We start from the raw sequence: 16312 nt of genomic DNA, 5'->3' as shown, positions 1-16312 counted from the left end.
TATGTATTAAAGTATTACAATTCTATCATAACCCCATCGAAAAGGCTTAAAATACATTGAAATCCCCCTGAGTTTTGCAAGGGGGATTTATTGTTTCATATGGTGTTTTTGCAGCCTCGCGAGCGCTTCTTGAGCGGCATGCTGTTCTGCTTCTTTTTTGGAACGGCCGCTTCCCACCCCAAGTACTTCTCCTTTTAGCGATACGTTTGCTTCAAATTCGCGGTTGTGCGCCGGTCCTTTTTCCTGAAGGATTTTATACTCCAGAATACCTCGTCCGTCGCGCTGTACAAATTCCTGCAGCTGGCTTTTAAAATCCATCACATGAGAAAAAGCACCATCGTCGATTTTAGGGAAAACGTACGCTTTCAGAAAGGCCACGACAGCTTCGAGCCCCTGATCCAGATAGAGCGCACCGATAAAAGCTTCAAACACATCGGCTAAAAGCGCCGGACGCTTTCTTCCTCCAGTCATTTCCTCTCCTTTTCCCAATAGAACAAGCTCTCCGAAAGAAAGCTCATGGGCCAGGGAAACCAAAGAAGGCTCACATACGATCGCCGCTCTCAATTTCGTCAAATCACCCTCGCTCATCGCCGGGTATTTGGCGTATAAAAATTGAGAAATCGTCAGTTCCAAAACGGCGTCTCCTAAAAATTCAAGCCTCTCATTATCTTCATATGGCTTCTTTCGATGCTCATTCACATAAGATGAATGTGTAAATGCTTGATATAAAAGCTTCTCGTTTTGAAATTGAACCGAAATCCGTTCCTGAAACTTTTTAAACTGCTCCGCTTTCTTTTGAAACATTTTTTTGTCTCTGAAATGTGAATGTTTTGACATAGCAACCTCCATATGGGCACATCAAGTTCACCTCACCTCCTATGAAAAGGCAGGTTCGTGTATCATTGGGCAGCAAAACATTAAAATTAAAGCCGCATTTATAAAGGGATAAAGCCCCGTCTTTAAACGGGACTTTAAATGAGCTTACTGCTTACTATTTATGTAGTTCACAGCGTCACCGACTGTTGCAATCTTTTCAGCATCTTCGTCAGAAATCTCCATATCAAACTCGTCTTCAAGTTCCATGACAAGCTCAACTACATCAAGGGAATCAGCGCCTAAATCCTCTTTAAAAGAAGCTTCAAGAGTGACGTCGGCTTCATCCACGCCGAGGCGGTCTACGATGATTTTTGTTACACGCTCTAATGCGTCTGCCATAGCTATTCACCTCCCCTCAAGTATTATAGTTGATTCGTTTTTAAAAAACCAGAGATAATTCAATTTTTGATTTCGTTTAAACCATAGCCATTCCGCCGTTGATGTTCAGCGTCTGGCCGGTCATGTAGCTCGCATGGTCAGATGCGAGGAAAACAACGGCGCTGCTGATGTCAGACGGATCGCCGAACCGTGCAAGCGGAATCTGCTTCAGCATTTCGTCTTGAATATCTTTTGTCAGCTTGTCCGTCATTTCCGTCGAAATAAACCCCGGAGCGATTGCATTAACGGTGATATTTCTTGACGCAAGCTCTTTCGCCAGCGTTTTCGTCAAGCCGATCACGCCTGATTTAGCCGCGACATAGTTGGCCTGTCCGGCGTTACCGACGACGCCTACAACCGAGGTGATGTTGATGATCCGGCCGCTTCTTTGTTTCATCATCTGTCTTGTTACGGCTTTTGAACAATTAAACACACCTTTTAAGTTTATGTTAATGACGTCGTCCCATTCATCTTCTTTCATTCTCATGAACAGATTGTCTTTTGTAATGCCCGCATTGTTGACAAGGATGTCAAGCGTGCCGAAGCGTCCGACCGCTTCCTTCATCATCGCCTGAACCTCATCCGCATTTGAAACGTCCGCTTTAAAAGCAAACGCATCGCGGCCGAGCGCTTTGATTTCGTCTACGACTTCGTTCGCTTTCGCTTCATTGCCCGCGTAGTTGACGACGACATTCGCTCCGTTTTTCGCCAGGTCCAGGGCGATCGCGCGGCCGATCCCTCTTGAGGCTCCTGTAACAACGGCTGTTTTATTTTCCAGCATTTTCGTTTTCCTCCTTCAACGTTTGAACGGCAAGTTCAATTGTGTTCGGGTCTGACACAGCAATCGTTTTGACTCTGCGGTTCACTTTCTTCACAAGCCCTGACAAAACCTTTCCGGGGCCGATTTCGATGAACGTCGTCACGCCTTCGTCAATCAGGCGGCTGATTGTTTCTTCAAATCGCACAGGAGAATACAGCTGTTCAATCAGTTTATTCTTAATGTCGTCTTTATCTGTTACAAAGTCGGCTGTTACGTTGGAGACGACCGGAATGGCTGCATCGCTGATCTTGCACGCATCAAGAACTTCACGAAGCTTATCAGCTGCCGGCTTCATCAGGTCGGAATGGAACGGCCCGCTGACTTCGAGAGGAATCGCGCGTTTTGCGCCCTTTTCTTTGGCAAGCTCTGAAGCGAGCTCGACGCCTTTAGCTGTTCCCGAGATGACGATCTGCCCGGGGCAGTTCAAATTGGCGAGCTGAACAAGGTTTCCTTCTTCGGAAACTTTGTCCGTCACTTCTTTCAGCGCCTGGCTATCCATGCCGAGAATGGCCGCCATCGCGCCTTCACCTGCGGGCACGGCTTCATTCATGAATTCGCCGCGCTTTCTGACGGCATAAACCGCGTCTTTAAACGACAAGGCGCCGGCAGCTACCAATGCGCTGTACTCGCCGAGGCTGTGCCCTGCCGCATAGTCGGCTTTAATGCCGTATTCCTTCAGTTTTTGAAGCGCTGCGGTACTCGCTGTTAAAAGGCTTGGCTGCGCGTTGTATGTAAGTGTCAGTTCTTTTGCATCCCCTTCAAACATGAGGGTGCTCAGTTTTGTTTCAAGCGTTTGATCCGCTTCTTCAAAAATCTTCTTTGCATTCGGTTCTTTTTCATACAATTCGTGTCCCATGCCGATATGCTGCGAACCTTGGCCCGGGAATAGAAAAGCAATCTTGCCCATATGTTAAAACCTCCAGACTATTCATCAGCTTTTTGTTGAATTTTTTCTTCGATAAATTCAGCGACATTTTGGCTGACCATCTCTCTGGCCTGGCGGATCGCGTGATAAACGGCCCGTCCGTCAGATGATCCGTGCGCTTTGATGACGGGCGCCTTTAAGCCGAACAATCCGGCTCCGCCGTATTCAGAGTAATCCATCTTCGTTTTCATTTCTTTCAGCTTCGGCTTCAGCGCAGAGGCGGCGAGCTTCGCCGTGAAGCTCGAAGTCAGCGTCGTTCTCAGCATTTTAAAAATGGACAGCGCCGCGCCCTCGACCGTTTTCAAGGCAACGTTACCGGTAAAGCCGTCTGTCACGATGACATCAGCGACTCCGTCCAGCATGTCGCGCGCTTCCACATTGCCGATGAAATTCAAATCGGTTTCCTTTAATTTTTGAAAGGTCTGCTTGGCAAGCTCATTTCCTTTTTTGTCTTCGGTTCCGACGTTTAAAAGTCCGATGCGCGGATTTTTGACGCCCAGCACCTGTTCTCCGTAAACAGATCCCATAATGGCATATTGAACGAGATGTTCGGGCTTGGCGTCCACATTCGCTCCGACATCAAGAAGGAGAAAGCCGTCTCCGGAGACAGTCGGCAATGTCGGCGCCAACGCAGGCCTTTCAATCCCTTCAATCCGGCCGACGATAAAGAGCCCGGCCGTCATAAGCGCTCCGGTGTTTCCGGCGGAAATGCAGGCATCCGCCCTGCCTTCGGCGACTTCTCCGGCCATCAGAACCATCGATGAATTCTTCTTTCTTCTGACGGCTCTGACAGGTTCGTCTGTCGCCTCGATGACTTCTTCCGCGTGCTTGACAGTGATCCGCCCGTGCTCCGTTAAATGGGCGGCAATTTTTTCCCGGTCGCCGATCAGCGTAATCTCGAGGTCTTCAAAATCTTCGACCGCTTTCATCACGCCTTCAATAACCGCTTTGGGAGCATTGTCTCCTCCCATGGCATCTACAGCAATTTTCATGACTTACGCGCCACCTTCTATGATTGTTTTGAACGATACATGACAAATTCGCCTGAAAACACAGGCTCTTCGGCAACATAGCTGTTCACTTCAACAACCGTTCTGCCTTTATCTTTATCAAGCTTTACGACTTTCGCTTTTGCAACGACCCGTTCGCCTTGCTTGACCTGCCTGGTAAAGCGGATGTCCGCTTTGGCCGTCAATGCGAGCTCATCGTCGATGAGGGCAACGGCGAGCGAGTTGGCCTGGGCAAACAAATGGTGTCCCCTGGCGATTTGATTTCGGCTGAAAACGTGCTCCGTTCTGATCTCCAGAATGGAAATCGCGTGCTCATCCAGCTCCAAATCAATGATCTCGCCAATGACCTCGTCGAGCGGGAGAGACTTGACTTCATCTTCAAGAGATTTCTCGGCAACACTTTTGATTCTTTCTCTCAGTTCAGGTATGGAAAGTTCCAAACGGTCCAAGCGAATCGTCTGAATGCTGACGTTAAATTTCTCCGCTAACTCCTCGTCCGTAATAAACGGGGTCGTACGAATCGTCTGCTGCAGCAATTCTTGGCGTTCTCTCTTACTTTTTCTCATGTTTTTAAACACCATCCGCGCAATTATGACTAGGTACTAATAGTAGTATATAATTTCATAGATTGGAATGCAATCTTTCTTTACCCGCCGACAATAAATTTTCACAGGACTTCCAGGTCAGCTCAGCTTTTCTCCTTCCATCACCCCGCTGTTTTGCAAGTGTTCCCGCAGGCTTTCATATTCAGCATCCGTCCAGAACGCCTTTGAAGAGACAAGTTCTGCAGCGTCTCTTCTTGCCGTTTCCAGCGCGCGGTAGTCGTGAACCATGTCAGCGACTTTAAACTCCGGCATCCCGCTCTGTTTTTTGCCGAAGAAGTCCCCGGGTCCTCTGAGTTCAAGGTCCTTTTCAGAAAGCTCAAAGCCGTCGGTCGTCTCAGACATGATGCTCATGCGCTCTTTGCCCGTTTCAGATTTCGGGTCTGCCATCAGGATGCAATACGACTGGTGGTCGCCCCGCCCGACCCGGCCGCGAAGCTGGTGCAGCTGGGAAAGACCGAACCGGTCGGCATCATAGATCAGCATGACCGTCGCATTCGGAACGTTTACGCCGACTTCAACGACGGTTGTGGAAACGAGAATCTGGCATTCGTTTTTGCTGAACTGCCTCATCACCTGTTCTTTCTCGTCATTTGAGAGCTTTCCGTGCATGAGACCGGTCTGCCACCTTCCTCTGAAAGCATGTGTCAGCATGCTGTGCACATCGATGGCGTTTTGAACGTCGAGCTTGTCCGATTCTTCGATCAAGGGACAAATCACATATGCCTGTCTGCCTTTTTTCAGTTCTTTTTCGATAAACGCGAGAATTCGTTCGAGCATGTCGTGCTTCACCCAATAAGTCTCGATCCGCTTTCGCCCAGCCGGCATTTCATCGATGACGGACACATCCATTTCCCCGAAAACCGTAATCGCCAGTGTCCTTGGAATCGGCGTCGCCGTCATAAACAAGACATCGGGATCTTTCCCTTTGCTTCTCAGTTTTTTTCTTTGCTCGACACCGAAGCGGTGCTGTTCATCGGTGATCACGAGACCGAGCTGTTTAAAATGGACATCGTCCTGAATAAGGGCGTGCGTCCCCACCAAAATATCAATTTCTCCTTCTTTTAATCTTTCTAAAAGCTCTCTTCTCCTTTTCCCTTTCACAGAGCTTGTTAAAAGCGCAACATTGACATCGTACTGCTCAAAGAGGGATACCAATGAATCGGCGTGCTGTTCCGCCAGTATTTCGGTCGGCACCATCATCGCTCCCTGGAATCCCGAAAGCAGCGAGGCGTATAACGCAATCGCGGCGACGGCCGTTTTGCCTGATCCGACGTCTCCTTGTAAAAGCCGATTCATTTTATACCCTGAAGCCATGTCCCTTAATATGTCGTCGAGCGCTTTCGCCTGCGCGTTTGTCAAAGGAAACGGGAGGCTTTTGACAAACGAATTGACGTCTTCCGTTTTAAAGGTGTGGCTGATTCCGTCGGACGCCTCCCGCTCGAACTTCCGTAAAGCCTGCATTTTCAGCTGAAACAGTAAAAATTCTTCATATACAAAGCGGCGCCGCGCATGTTTTAAAGCTTCCCTCGACTCGGGCTTGTGCATCGCCTTCACCGCCTCCTGGTAAGACAGAAGTTTATAGGCGGTCCTAAGCTTTTCCGGAAGGGGGTCTTCGGCAGACGGCAAATGGCTGCGGACGGCTTCCTGAATCAATTTCCTCATTGTCTTTACGGTGATATTTTCTTTGACGGAGTAAACGGGCTCAATCGACTGGTCACCTTGGTGCGGCCCGTTTTTCAGCTCCTGTACCATCACGGATTGTCTGTGCTTGTCCCATTTTCCGGTTACGGTAACGATCGAACCGATCGCAAGCTTTTTTTTCAAATAAGGCCTGTTAAAACAAACTGCTGTGATCAAATAGTTTCCGACCAATAGCCGGAACGTGAGGCGGCTCCGCTTTTTCCCGTAATAGGCAAGAGAAGGCTCGCTGTGAACCTTCCCTTCTACCGTCACTCGTTCGTCGTGTGCCACTTCTTCCAAATCGCGCAATTCATAATCGTCATATCGGTACGGGAAGTAGTTTAAAAGATCAAGAACCGTATAGATTCCGAGCTCATTTAACGTTTTTTCCGTTTCCGTCCCGACGCCTTTTATAACAGATATACTAAGTTGCAGATTGTGTTCCACGTGCAGCTGACGCTCCTCCGAATATTTTTTTCTCCAATTCTTTGCCCGTCGGTGTTGCAGCAAGACCGCCCCGGCCTGTTTCCCTCAGTGCCGTCGGCATCGTCTGCCCGATTTTATACATCGCATCGATCACTTCATCGCATGGAATGCGGCTTGTAATGCCGGCAAGCGCCATATCAGCCGCGACCATCGCGTTGGCTGCGCCCATTGCGTTCCGCTTCACACACGGCACCTCAACAAGCCCTGCGACAGGATCGCAGACTAGACCGAGTACGTTTTTTAAAGCGATGGCCATCGCTTCGGCGCACTGTTCAGGGGTTCCGCCCGCCATTTCGACGATGGCGGCAGCCGCCATGCCCGAGGCCGAGCCGACTTCAGCCTGACAGCCTCCCGCGGCTCCCGAAATGCTCGCATTGTTGGCAACGACGAATCCAAACGCTCCCGATGTAAATAAAAAGCGGACCATCTGCTCTTTCGTCGGCTGAAGTTTCTCTTTTACCGCAAAAAGCGTCCCCGGGACAACGCCGGCCGAACCGGCCGTCGGCGTTGCGCAAATCGTTCCCATCGCAGCGTTGACTTCATTTGTCGCAACCGCTTTGCTGACAGCGTCAAGGATGACATCCCCTGACAGCCCTTTGCCCGATTTGAGGTAAGCTTGAAGCTTAACGGCGTCTCCCCCCGTCAATCCGGAGTGCGACACGACGCCTTCAACACCTTTTTGCACAGCATCTTCCATCACGGTCAAGTTGGCTTCCATCTGCTCGAATATTTCTTCCCGCGTCCGGCCTGACACCTCGATCTCCTGCGCGATCATGATTTCAGAGATGGACACGTTCTTTTCTTTTGTCAGCTGAATTAATTCTTTTACATTTCGAAACATATCGTCTCACCCTCCTTTTAGTCAGCGATCTGGGTCACCTCAATGATGTTCGGCAGCGCTCTCAATTCTTCAAAAACAGCCGGATCGATCGTTTGATCGACCTCAATCGTCATGAGCGCTTCCTGGCCGACGTCTTTGCGGGCCACTTCCATATGGCCGATGTTGATTGCGAACTTTGCAAGCACATTGGCTACGCCTGCAATCGTTCCGTAGCGGTCGTTATGGACGACTAAAATAGCAGGGTGATTTCCCGACAATCTGAGCTCAAAGCCGTTCAGCTCAATGATTTCGATTTTCCCCCCGCCGATTGAGATGCCTGCGAGTTCAAGGGAGCCTTCATCATCAGAGATGAGGATGCGGGCTGTATTGGGATGCGTTGGAACCGCTTCTTCTTCCCGGAACTCGATGGCGATTCCCTTTTCTTCAGCTAGGCGGATCGAATCTTTGATTCTTTCATCAAATGTATCAAAATCCAAAAGGCCGCCGATGATCGCAACATCTGTTCCATGTCCTTTATACGTCTCGGCAAAAGAACCGTACAATGACACAACGATTTGTTTCGGCTCCCTCCCAAACACGCTTCTGGCGACTCTGCCGATTCTGGCCGCGCCGGCCGTATGAGAACTTGACGGACCGATCATGACGGGCCCGATAATATCAAACACACTTCTGTACTTCATCCTTATCCCCCTTTTACACACAGATTCCCCCGCTGTACGGAGGAAAAAAAGCCGTTTTTTTTAGACTAATCGATCATTCCCCAATTGGCAAGCAGACAACGTCCGAGCGGGCTGATGCTTTAAAAAAAGCCAAAAGAAGAGAAGGGCTTTTATCATCATGCCCTTCTGCCTTTGATCGATTATTCAACAGCCAGAATGTAGGAATACAGCGGCTGTTTTCCGTCGTGCACTTCCACTTCAACGTCTTCGTACGTCTCGCTGATAAAGGCTGCGAGTTCTTCGGCCTCTTCTTCCGGCGCGTCTTCCCCTTTGATCACAGTGACGATTTCACTGTCTTCATCGATCATGCCTGCGAGCAGCTTTTTCGCTGCTGCTAACTGGTCAGATGCCGTCTCAACGATTTTACCGTTTAAGATGCCCATAAAATCGCCTTTTTTAATATCGATGCCGTCAATGTTAGTGTCTCTGACCGCATAGGTGATTTGTCCGCTTTTCACCTCGCCGATCGCACCGAGCATAGCGGCTTGATTCTCGTCCGCTCCAAGGGCCGGGTTGAATGCGAGGAGCGCGGCCATTCCTTGAGGAACGGTCTTCGTCGGGATGACAATCACATGTTGTCCGGCAACATCCGCGGCCTGGTTCGCCGCCATGACAATGTTTGAATTATTCGGCAGAATCACGACCGTGTCCGCGTTGGCGTCTTTTATCGCCTGAACGATGTCTTCCGTGCTCGGATTCATCGTCTGACCGCCTTCGATGACCTTTGTGGCGCCGATGCTTTCGAAAAGTTCGGCGATTCCTTCTCCCATGGCCACTGTGACGACGCCGTACGGCTGCTTTTCAGCCGGCGCTTTTTCTGCCGGGGCAGCTGCCTCCTGTTTGTTCTGATTGAGAATCGCGCTGTGCTGCTCTCTCATGTTTTCGATTTTCATGTTGATTAAGCTGCCGTATTTTTGCGCATAAGTCATGACTTCCCCCGGATATTCGGCGTGGATGTGCACCTTGGCGATATTTTCGTCTGAGACGACGAGCAGTGAATCACCGAAGCCGCTTAAATCCTGGCGGAACGCATCTTCATTAAAGTTTCTTTTACCGCTGTCGAGCTTTACCATAAATTCCGTGCAATAGCCGAATTCGATGTCTTCTGTATTCATGTGGCTTTGAGCGTTTTTATGGTGCTCCGCGCTGACAAGATCATCCAATGACGGAAGAGCGGCCGCTTTTTCAGAAAGCTTTTCTCCCTTTAAAGAAGCGAGAAACCCTTCATACACGTAAAGAAGCCCTTTTCCGCCGCTGTCGACGACACCGACTTCCTTTAAAACCGGAAGCAGCTCAGGCGTCCGCTCCAATGAAGCCTCCGCTTCATTCACGACGGCTTCCATCACCTTGATGATATCGGTTTCAGTTTGAGCGGTGAGCACTGCTTTTTTTGCCGCATCTTTGGCAACCGTCAAGATCGTACCTTCGACAGGCTTCATGACGGCCTTGTAGGCAGTGTCCACTCCGGCCTGGAACGCGGCGGCAAATTCTTTCGCGTTAATTTCCGATTTCTGTTCAATCGATTTGCCAAAGCCTCTGAACAGCTGGGATAAAATGACGCCCGAGTTTCCCCGCGCTCCCATCAGAAGCCCTCTTGACAGGCTTTGTGCCACTTTGCCGATATTGGCGGCATCGATCTGCTCCACTTCTTTTGCACCGGATGTCATCGACAGATTCATGTTCGTTCCTGTATCTCCGTCCGGAACCGGAAATACATTTAACGCATCAACTACATTTGCGTTTTGAGACAGATGGCGTGCGCCGTACAGAACCATTTCTGCAAAAGCTTTTCCATCCAGATTTCGTATAGACACTCTTGTTTTCCTCCTAACTACGGGTTCGTCACTCGTACTCCTTGAACGTAAATATTTACGGAATTCACTGCAAGACCCACTGTATGGTCGAGCGTATATTTGACTTTTGTTTGAACATTATGTGCCACTTCTGAAATTTTTGTTCCGTAGCTGACAATGATGTACATGTCAATATGAATACGATCTTCTTCCTGGCGGACGATGACGCCTCTTGCAAAGTTTTCTTTTCTGAGGATTTCAGTCAGTCCGTCTTTAATTTGGTTCTTGGATGCCATACCTACGATCCCGTAGCAGTCGATCGCTGCGCCTCCCGCAACCATGGCGACCACTTCGTTTGATATATCAATCTGTCCGTATTTTGTTCGGAATTCAATGGACACGTTGGTTCCTCCTTTTCGAGTCTCGCTTCTGACCTCTGGTTAACATCATTCTACTATAAGGACCTTCTTTTTAAAAGAACAGGCAGGCTTCTCTCCAAACCTAACCCTACTTATACTACAGCGCGTTCATTTTTTCAAGATGTCAAGGGATTTTTCTTGAAAGCAGAGCAATCAATAGTTGCAAACGGTTTTCAGCTGTGGTAAATTATTAAAGTATCTGAAGCATCACAGGTGATCAACTGATAATGAATGATGATGTTTTTTTTGATAGTTAGGAGGGAAACAAATGGCACGTAAATGCGTTATTACAGGCAGAAAATCACGTTCTGGCAACTCTCGTTCTCACGCGATGAACGCTTCTAAACGCACATGGGGCGCTAACGTTCAAAAAGTGCGCATCCTTGTGAACGGCAAGCCTAAAAAAGTATATGTATCTGCTCGAGCTTTGAAATCTGGAAAAGTTGAGCGTGTATAAGAAAAAATAAACGCCTGCCAAGAGCGACTGTACGCTTTAGGCAGGCGTTTTTTCGTTCTTTTGCTTGCCATCCGGGGAGAGCCCTTTGACCCGCTCCGCAAAAAAAGCGCACCCGGCGCTTCTTAGTCTTTGCGAAACGAGCCAAGCATCGCCCGGACGATTCCCCCTAAAAACTTCGGTAATTTAATGGTGTAAAATTTCATTCCCTTCCCTCCTCAAAGAGTCCGCAACCGCATCCACCTTCAACATCGGATCCCAAACACAAAGCGAGCGGAAGCGCCAGGATATTTAATCAGTGCTTCTTATCATTATTAATATGCCTTCAGAAAACGAAAAAGCACCTTGTGAATGGATGAGTTCGTTACTAATACATAGTGTCGAACCTAGAGCAATATGACACTTATTTAAAGAATACTTAAATCCTTCGAGGGAAAGGTTTTTTACCGTCTCCGTAAACGGCAGGAATGAAATGTACGGTTTTGTTTGATCACGCATGACGGTGTAAGAGCCTTGGGGGTGCATGCTGATCGTATTTTGGCGGTCGATCATGACGGTCTTGACATTTTGCTTCATCGCGGTGTAAAGGAGATGCAGATTCCCGAGAAAATGGTCTGCTCTGCCTCCCGAAATGCCGAACATTCTAATGCATGAAGGCCGCTGTCCGACCGCCCAGCTCAACGCAAGGTCCAAGTCCGTCTGATCTTTTTCCGCCTGATAAATATGGAGGCGGGGAGCCGCCTTTTCAATCGCTTTTTTTTGCTCGTCTGTGATGCTGTCAAAATCCCCGAACGCTTCATCAGGCACGATCCCCGCTGCCAAAAGGGTTACAGCACCTCTGTCAACCCCGACCCAAAGCGCATCGCCGTCCTGATACTGCAGCAAGTCGGGAATGAGATGATCGGGACCTCCCGCTACAATATTGATCGTTTTCATCGCATTGTCCTTTCTGTAAACGCCGTAAAAAAAGAGCTCAGCTTGAGAAAGCCGGCTCTTTTTCATCGGGAAACCTTACCCAAGCGCACCTTTTATATCGGAAATGGCTTTTTTGCGGTCTTTTTCGTTATAAACGGCAGAGCCCGCAACAAGCAGATTTGCCCCTGCTTCGATACACTGTCTTGCCGTCATTTTGTTGACGCCGCCGTCCACTTCAATCAGCAGGTCGGCGAGCCCTTTTTGCTCGGCCATCTCCTTGACCTGCCTGATTTTCGGCAGGACTGAGGAAATAAACGACTGTCCGCCGAAGCCCGGATTCACTGTCATCAATAGTACGAGATCAAGGCCTTCAAGCACATGCTCGATCTGCTGCACAGGGGTATGCGGATTCAAGACAACACCCGCTTTGACTCCTTGCTCTTTGATGAGCTGGATCGTCCTGTGAAGGTGCGGGCACGCTTCAACATGGACGGACAAAATATCGGCGCCCGCTTTTGCAAAAGCAGGTATATAGCGGTCAGGCGCTTCAATCATTAAATGAACGTCGAGCGGAAGTTCTGTGATCGGGCGGACGGCTTCCACTACAAGCGGCCCGATGGTCAGGTTGGGAACGAAATGGCCGTCCATCACATCGATGTGGATGAAATCGGCGCCGCCTTGTTCAACATCCCGAATCTCTTCCCCTAGACGGGCGAAATCGGCTGAAAGAATCGAAGGAGCAACATATACCATATCTTAATACCTCGGCTTTCTGTCTTTGATCTCTGTTAAAAATTCAACATAATGGTCGTAGCGATACTGGGCGATTTCACCATTTTCCACGGCGCGTTTGACGGCGCAGTTCGGCTCTTTCATATGCAGGCACCCGCGGAACTTGCATTCGGCGCTTTTTTCGCTGATTTCCAAAAACGCAGACCCTAAATCTTCAGCTTCAATACCGGCAAACTCAAGCGAGCTGAAACCCGGGGTGTCGGCGACGAGCCCGCCGTTTATATCGATCAGCTCCACATGGCGGGTCGTATGCTTTCCCCTTCCCAAGTGAGCGGAAATCCCGGCGGTTTTCAGTTCAAGCTCGGGACTGATCGCATTTAAAAGCGAAGACTTGCCCACGCCGGACTGGCCGGCGAATACGGTGATTTTGTCTTGAAAATGGGAGACGATGTCTTCGATGCCGCTTCCGTTTTTCATCGATGTCATATAGACGCTGTACCCAATGTTCCGGTAGTCTTCGGCATATTGGTGAATCCGCTCTTTGAGCGCGTCATCATCCACGAGGTCCATTTTCGTAATGCATATGATCGGCCTGATGCCACCTGCCTCAACCAGCACTAAAAAACGATCCAATAGCGACGTGCTGAATGTCGGCTCTTTTGCCGAAAACACGAGAACCGCCTGATCCACGTTGCTGATCGGAGGTCTGACCAATTCATTGAATCTGTCTTTAATCTCGAGAATGTAGCCTTCTTTATCGTTATCGGCCTGGTAGACGATATCGTCGCCGACGAGAGGGGTGATTTTATTTTTTCTGAAAACCCCTCTTCCCCTGCACTGAATGATCTGATCACCATCCAAAACATAGTAAAATCCGCTTAATGCTTTAATGATTTTGCCCTCAGGCATATCGCACCTCCCTTATTCATCCTCAGGATATTCAATCGTTTTTGACCTGACTACTTTATCGTTGATCGTTACTTGATAATACCCTTTTTGCCCGGGCGCAATCCTGAATTTGATCGTCCGCTCTGCCGGCGCCGTGATTTTAAAATTTTCATAGACGTCGGAAATGCTGTGTTCTTCATCATCGATCGAAATTTGGACGTTTTGTTCTTCGCCCTCCGCTCCCGGTTCATAAGGGATATCAATTTTCTCGGTCACCGTTTTGACGGGTTTTTTCTCAGGTCCGAGCGAAAACGTAACCTCGACTTTGTCTCCCGGCTTGACGGATGCCCCCGCCCCCGGCTTTTGTTTGATGACCTGACCTTCCGGCACATCTTCAGAATGCGCCTCCTTTTCGACAAGGACAAGCTGATGGTCGTCCAAATAGCCCGAAGCCGCCTGTTTGCTGTATGTTTTTAAATCCCTTAAAGTAATGGCTTCCGGACCGAGGCTGACCGTTAATTTGATCTCGTCGTCGGCGGCAACGATTTCGGTGCCGGCTGCGGGGTCCTGTTCGATGATGGTGCCTGCTTCTTCTTCATGGTGCACTTCTTCTGTCTTGATGTTTTTAAAGCCCTTTTGCTCGAGAAGCTTTTTGGCGGCGTCGACTTTCTGGCCGACCACATCTTCCACTTCTGTTTTCTCTTTGCCTGAGCTTTTATAAAGCTTGACAGTTGAGCCTTCCTTTACGATATCGCCGGCTGCAGGGTCCGTTTTCACGATCAGCCCTTCTTCAATTTTATCGTCGGCAATGTCTTCAGCATTCGGATCCACTTCAAACCCTTCGTCTTCAAGCTTGATGACGGCTTCTTCATACTCAAGGCCTGCTACATCGGGAACGGCTACATCTTTTGGAATAAAGAGCGACGGAAACACCGTCAAAGCCAAGACGGCTGACACAACGAGAACGAAAAACACCGTCAGCAATATAAGCGGCCATTTCTTTCTTTTTTTCTTCTTGTTTGCTTTTGCCTGCTTCTTCTTTTCTTTCTTTGATAACGGAGCCGCTTCCGCTTCTCCGTCGCCGGACTTGTCACCGCTCTCGTCTTCCGGCAGGTTTTTGATGATCGGAACAGCTTTCGTCATCTCATCATCAGCTGGAATCGTGAATCGCTTTTCGTTGAGCCTGTCCGGGTCGAAAGCCGTTTTTAAATCGGATTCCATCTCTTCGGCCGCTTCATAGCGGTGGAATGGATCTTTTGCCATCGCTTTCAGGACGATGTTTTCTATGCTTTGCGGCACAGCCGGGTTCCACCTTTTCACCGACGGCGTTTCTGATTGCAGATGCTTCAGCGCGATGCTGACCGCCGATTCTCCTTCAAACGGCATACGCGCCGTCAGCAGCTCGAAAAGCACGATGCCGAGCGAGTAGATATCGGATTTTTTCGTAGACAATCCGCCTCTCGCCTGTTCGGGCGACAAATAATGGACAGAGCCCAAAACCGAGTTGGTGTGCGTGATGGTCGTCGAACTGAGCGCCATGGCGATGCCGAAATCGGTCACTTTAATGTGGCCCATATGGTCGATCAAAATGTTGTGGGGCTTAATATCCCGGTGAACAATCTGGTTATCATGAGCGTGTGCGATGGCGGATACGATCTGCTCCATGATTTGGACCGCTTCTTTTGGATGAAGCGGGCCTGTTCGGTTTATGTATTCTTTCAGGGTCATCCCCTCGACATACTCCATCACGATATAATAGATGTCATCTTCTTCTCCGACATCATAAATGCTGACGATATTCGGGTGGTCGAGGCTTGCAGCGGACTGCGCTTCTCTTCTGAACCGCCTGATAAAATCGGCATCGTGAACGAAGTCAAACCGCAGCACTTTTATCGCGACTTCACGGTCGAGGATGATGTCCAGCGCTAAATAAACGTTCGCCATCCCCCCGCCGCCGATGGCGCGCAGGATTTCGTAACGTCCGCTGATCCGTCTGCCGATTAACACTTGTCTTCACCTTCTTCTATTTGAGAAGGAAGTTCCAATAGCGCGACGGTGATATTGTCCTCGCCGCCGTTGTCATTGGCCAGCTGAACGAGCTGTTCCGCTTTCTCCTCCGCAGAAGAAAGAGCTGTAAGCATATCCTTCAGTGACTCATCGTCTACTTTATTCGTCAGCCCGTCAGAGCATAATAGAACTTGATCGCCCGGTTCGATTTCAAAAGTATGGGCTTCAACCTTCACTTCCGGATCAGTGCCAAGCGCTTTTGTCAGCACGTTCTTCCGCGGATGGTGTTCGGCATCTTCCTTCGAAATCCCCCCTGTCCGCACGAGTTCATTGACAAGCGAGTGATCTTCCGTCAGCTGTATGAAATGGCCGCCTTGCAGGAGATAGCAGCGGCTGTCTCCGATATGGGCGACTGTCAGCGTTTTTCCCGTGTATAAAGCGCAGACGACCGTTGTTCCCATTCCCTGGCACTCTTCATGCTCCCTCGCATGGTCGAAAAGTTTTTGGTTGACGGCTGAAATCTGCTCTTTCAGCCAAGCTTCGCATTCAGCCGGCGAAGCCGGGACTTCTTCGGTTTCCTCCCAGATATCCCGAAGGGCTGAGACGGCCATCCTGCTGGCGACGTCGCCGGCCAGATGACCTCCCATTCCATCGCAGACAACAGCGAAAACCAGTCCGTTTTTTTCTGTAAAAATGCCGGCATCGTCTTCATTGTGCTGGCGTATTTTTCCCCTGTCCGTTTTTAAGGCTGTTTTCAACCTTGA

Annotated in this window: 18 protein-coding genes; 1 reads left to right on the top strand and 17 read right to left on the bottom strand. The window is 49.4% G+C overall.

Going from position 1 to position 16312, the window contains the following annotated elements:
- Positions 1-87 precede the first annotated feature (87 nt).
- The 11 genes from rnc to MHH76_RS08895 form a co-directional block, all read right to left on the bottom strand.
- The gene (gene rnc, locus MHH76_RS08945) at positions 88-837 is read right to left on the bottom strand and encodes a ribonuclease III (protein ID WP_023857216.1); all 750 of its coding nucleotides are present in this window, start codon (positions 835-837) and stop codon (positions 88-90) included.
- 144 nt (positions 838-981) lie between these two features.
- The gene (gene acpP / locus MHH76_RS08940; RefSeq protein WP_003181706.1) at positions 982-1215 is read right to left on the bottom strand and encodes an acyl carrier protein; all 234 of its coding nucleotides are present in this window, start codon (positions 1213-1215) and stop codon (positions 982-984) included.
- A gap of 76 nt (positions 1216-1291) precedes the next feature.
- Complete coding sequence (gene fabG, locus MHH76_RS08935; RefSeq protein ID WP_023857217.1) at positions 1292-2035, bottom strand: 3-oxoacyl-[acyl-carrier-protein] reductase; 744 nt, start codon at positions 2033-2035, stop codon at positions 1292-1294.
- A complete protein-coding gene (fabD, locus tag MHH76_RS08930) occupies positions 2022-2981 on the bottom strand; it encodes an ACP S-malonyltransferase (RefSeq protein WP_023857218.1) in 960 nt (319 codons plus the stop codon). Before fabD ends, fabG begins: the two co-directional genes overlap by 14 nt.
- A 17-nt stretch (positions 2982-2998) precedes the next feature.
- Positions 2999-3991, bottom strand: coding sequence for a phosphate acyltransferase PlsX (gene plsX / locus MHH76_RS08925; RefSeq protein WP_020451361.1), 993 nt, complete (start codon positions 3989-3991; stop codon positions 2999-3001).
- A 17-nt stretch (positions 3992-4008) separates the two neighbouring features.
- Positions 4009-4575 carry a transcription factor FapR gene (gene fapR / locus MHH76_RS08920; RefSeq protein WP_020451360.1) on the bottom strand — a complete coding sequence of 189 codons (567 nt, stop codon included), beginning with the start codon at positions 4573-4575 and terminating at the stop codon, positions 4009-4011.
- A 117-nt stretch (positions 4576-4692) separates the two neighbouring features.
- Positions 4693-6741 carry an ATP-dependent DNA helicase RecG gene (gene recG, locus MHH76_RS08915; RefSeq protein WP_023857219.1) on the bottom strand — a complete coding sequence of 683 codons (2049 nt, stop codon included), beginning with the start codon at positions 6739-6741 and terminating at the stop codon, positions 4693-4695.
- Positions 6719-7621: an L-serine ammonia-lyase, iron-sulfur-dependent, subunit alpha gene (gene sdaAA, locus MHH76_RS08910; RefSeq protein WP_020451358.1), complete on the bottom strand. Its 903-nt coding sequence runs from the start codon at positions 7619-7621 to the stop codon at positions 6719-6721. The genes recG and sdaAA overlap by 23 nt, the downstream gene beginning before the upstream one ends.
- A gap of 17 nt (positions 7622-7638) precedes the next feature.
- Entirely contained in the window at positions 7639-8301 is a 663-nt protein-coding gene (sdaAB, locus tag MHH76_RS08905) for an L-serine ammonia-lyase, iron-sulfur-dependent subunit beta (protein ID WP_020451357.1), read from the bottom strand.
- Positions 8302-8480: 179 nt separating this feature from the next.
- Positions 8481-10154 (bottom strand): DAK2 domain-containing protein, encoded by a 1674-nt coding sequence (locus tag MHH76_RS08900; protein WP_025811378.1) that lies wholly within the window; start codon positions 10152-10154, stop codon positions 8481-8483.
- A 17-nt stretch (positions 10155-10171) separates the two neighbouring features.
- Complete coding sequence (locus tag MHH76_RS08895; protein WP_025811377.1) at positions 10172-10534, bottom strand: Asp23/Gls24 family envelope stress response protein; 363 nt, start codon at positions 10532-10534, stop codon at positions 10172-10174.
- Between the two features lie 286 nt (positions 10535-10820).
- Here MHH76_RS08895 and rpmB point away from each other — a divergent pair, with 286 nt between their 5' ends.
- Positions 10821-11009: a 50S ribosomal protein L28 gene (gene rpmB, locus MHH76_RS08890; protein WP_003181685.1), complete on the top strand. Its 189-nt coding sequence runs from the start codon at positions 10821-10823 to the stop codon at positions 11007-11009.
- A gap of 122 nt (positions 11010-11131) precedes the next feature.
- Here the strand turns inward: rpmB and spoVM are convergent, their stop codons facing one another.
- The 6 genes from spoVM to MHH76_RS08860 form a co-directional block, all read right to left on the bottom strand.
- The gene (spoVM, locus tag MHH76_RS08885; RefSeq protein WP_003221545.1) at positions 11132-11212 is read right to left on the bottom strand and encodes a stage V sporulation protein SpoVM; all 81 of its coding nucleotides are present in this window, start codon (positions 11210-11212) and stop codon (positions 11132-11134) included.
- An 85-nt stretch (positions 11213-11297) separates the two neighbouring features.
- Positions 11298-11942, bottom strand: a complete 645-nt coding sequence (locus tag MHH76_RS08880) for a thiamine diphosphokinase (RefSeq protein WP_025811376.1) — start codon at positions 11940-11942, stop codon at positions 11298-11300.
- Positions 11943-12017: 75 nt separating this feature from the next.
- Positions 12018-12674, bottom strand: a complete 657-nt coding sequence (rpe, locus tag MHH76_RS08875) for a ribulose-phosphate 3-epimerase (RefSeq protein ID WP_025811375.1) — start codon at positions 12672-12674, stop codon at positions 12018-12020.
- Positions 12675-12677: 3 nt separating this feature from the next.
- A complete protein-coding gene (gene rsgA, locus MHH76_RS08870) occupies positions 12678-13562 on the bottom strand; it encodes a ribosome small subunit-dependent GTPase A (RefSeq protein ID WP_025811374.1) in 885 nt (294 codons plus the stop codon).
- Positions 13563-13574: 12 nt separating this feature from the next.
- Complete coding sequence (gene pknB / locus MHH76_RS08865) at positions 13575-15548, bottom strand: Stk1 family PASTA domain-containing Ser/Thr kinase (RefSeq protein ID WP_023857224.1); 1974 nt, start codon at positions 15546-15548, stop codon at positions 13575-13577.
- Positions 15542-16306 (bottom strand): Stp1/IreP family PP2C-type Ser/Thr phosphatase, encoded by a 765-nt coding sequence (locus MHH76_RS08860; RefSeq protein WP_023857225.1) that lies wholly within the window; start codon positions 16304-16306, stop codon positions 15542-15544. The genes pknB and MHH76_RS08860 overlap by 7 nt, the downstream gene beginning before the upstream one ends.
- Positions 16307-16312 lie beyond the last annotated feature (6 nt).

It is taken from the genome of Bacillus sp. FSL L8-0193 (genome assembly GCF_037976065.1).
GTDB classification, from domain to species: domain Bacteria; phylum Bacillota; class Bacilli; order Bacillales; family Bacillaceae; genus Bacillus; species Bacillus paralicheniformis.
Note: the sequence above shows the minus strand (reverse complement) of the source record. Positions and strands in the feature narration are given on the sequence as shown.

Bases quoted from the DNA above. Each gene is read 5' to 3' on its own strand.
- MHH76_RS08880 (WP_025811376.1), bottom strand. From the start codon at position 11,942: ATGAAAACGATCAATATTGTAGCGGGAGGTCCCGATCATCTCATTCCC.
- acpP (WP_003181706.1), bottom strand. From the start codon at position 1,215: ATGGCAGACGCATTAGAGCGTGTAACAAAAATCATCGTAGACCGCCTC.
- sdaAA (WP_020451358.1), bottom strand. From the start codon at position 7,621: ATGTTTCGAAATGTAAAAGAATTAATTCAGCTGACAAAAGAAAAGAAC.
- sdaAB (WP_020451357.1), bottom strand. From the start codon at position 8,301: ATGAAGTACAGAAGTGTGTTTGATATTATCGGGCCCGTCATGATCGGT.
- rnc (WP_023857216.1), bottom strand. From the start codon at position 837: ATGTCAAAACATTCACATTTCAGAGACAAAAAAATGTTTCAAAAGAAA.
- fapR (WP_020451360.1), bottom strand. From the start codon at position 4,575: ATGAGAAAAAGTAAGAGAGAACGCCAAGAATTGCTGCAGCAGACGATT.
- rpe (WP_025811375.1), bottom strand. From the start codon at position 12,674: ATGGTATATGTTGCTCCTTCGATTCTTTCAGCCGATTTCGCCCGTCTA.
- rpmB (WP_003181685.1), top strand. From the start codon at position 10,821: ATGGCACGTAAATGCGTTATTACAGGCAGAAAATCACGTTCTGGCAAC.
- fabD (WP_023857218.1), bottom strand. From the start codon at position 2,981: ATGGGCAAGATTGCTTTTCTATTCCCGGGCCAAGGTTCGCAGCATATC.
- fabG (WP_023857217.1), bottom strand. From the start codon at position 2,035: ATGCTGGAAAATAAAACAGCCGTTGTTACAGGAGCCTCAAGAGGGATC.
- rsgA (WP_025811374.1), bottom strand. From the start codon at position 13,562: ATGCCTGAGGGCAAAATCATTAAAGCATTAAGCGGATTTTACTATGTT.
- spoVM (WP_003221545.1), bottom strand. From the start codon at position 11,212: ATGAAATTTTACACCATTAAATTACCGAAGTTTTTAGGGGGAATCGTC.
- plsX (WP_020451361.1), bottom strand. From the start codon at position 3,991: ATGAAAATTGCTGTAGATGCCATGGGAGGAGACAATGCTCCCAAAGCG.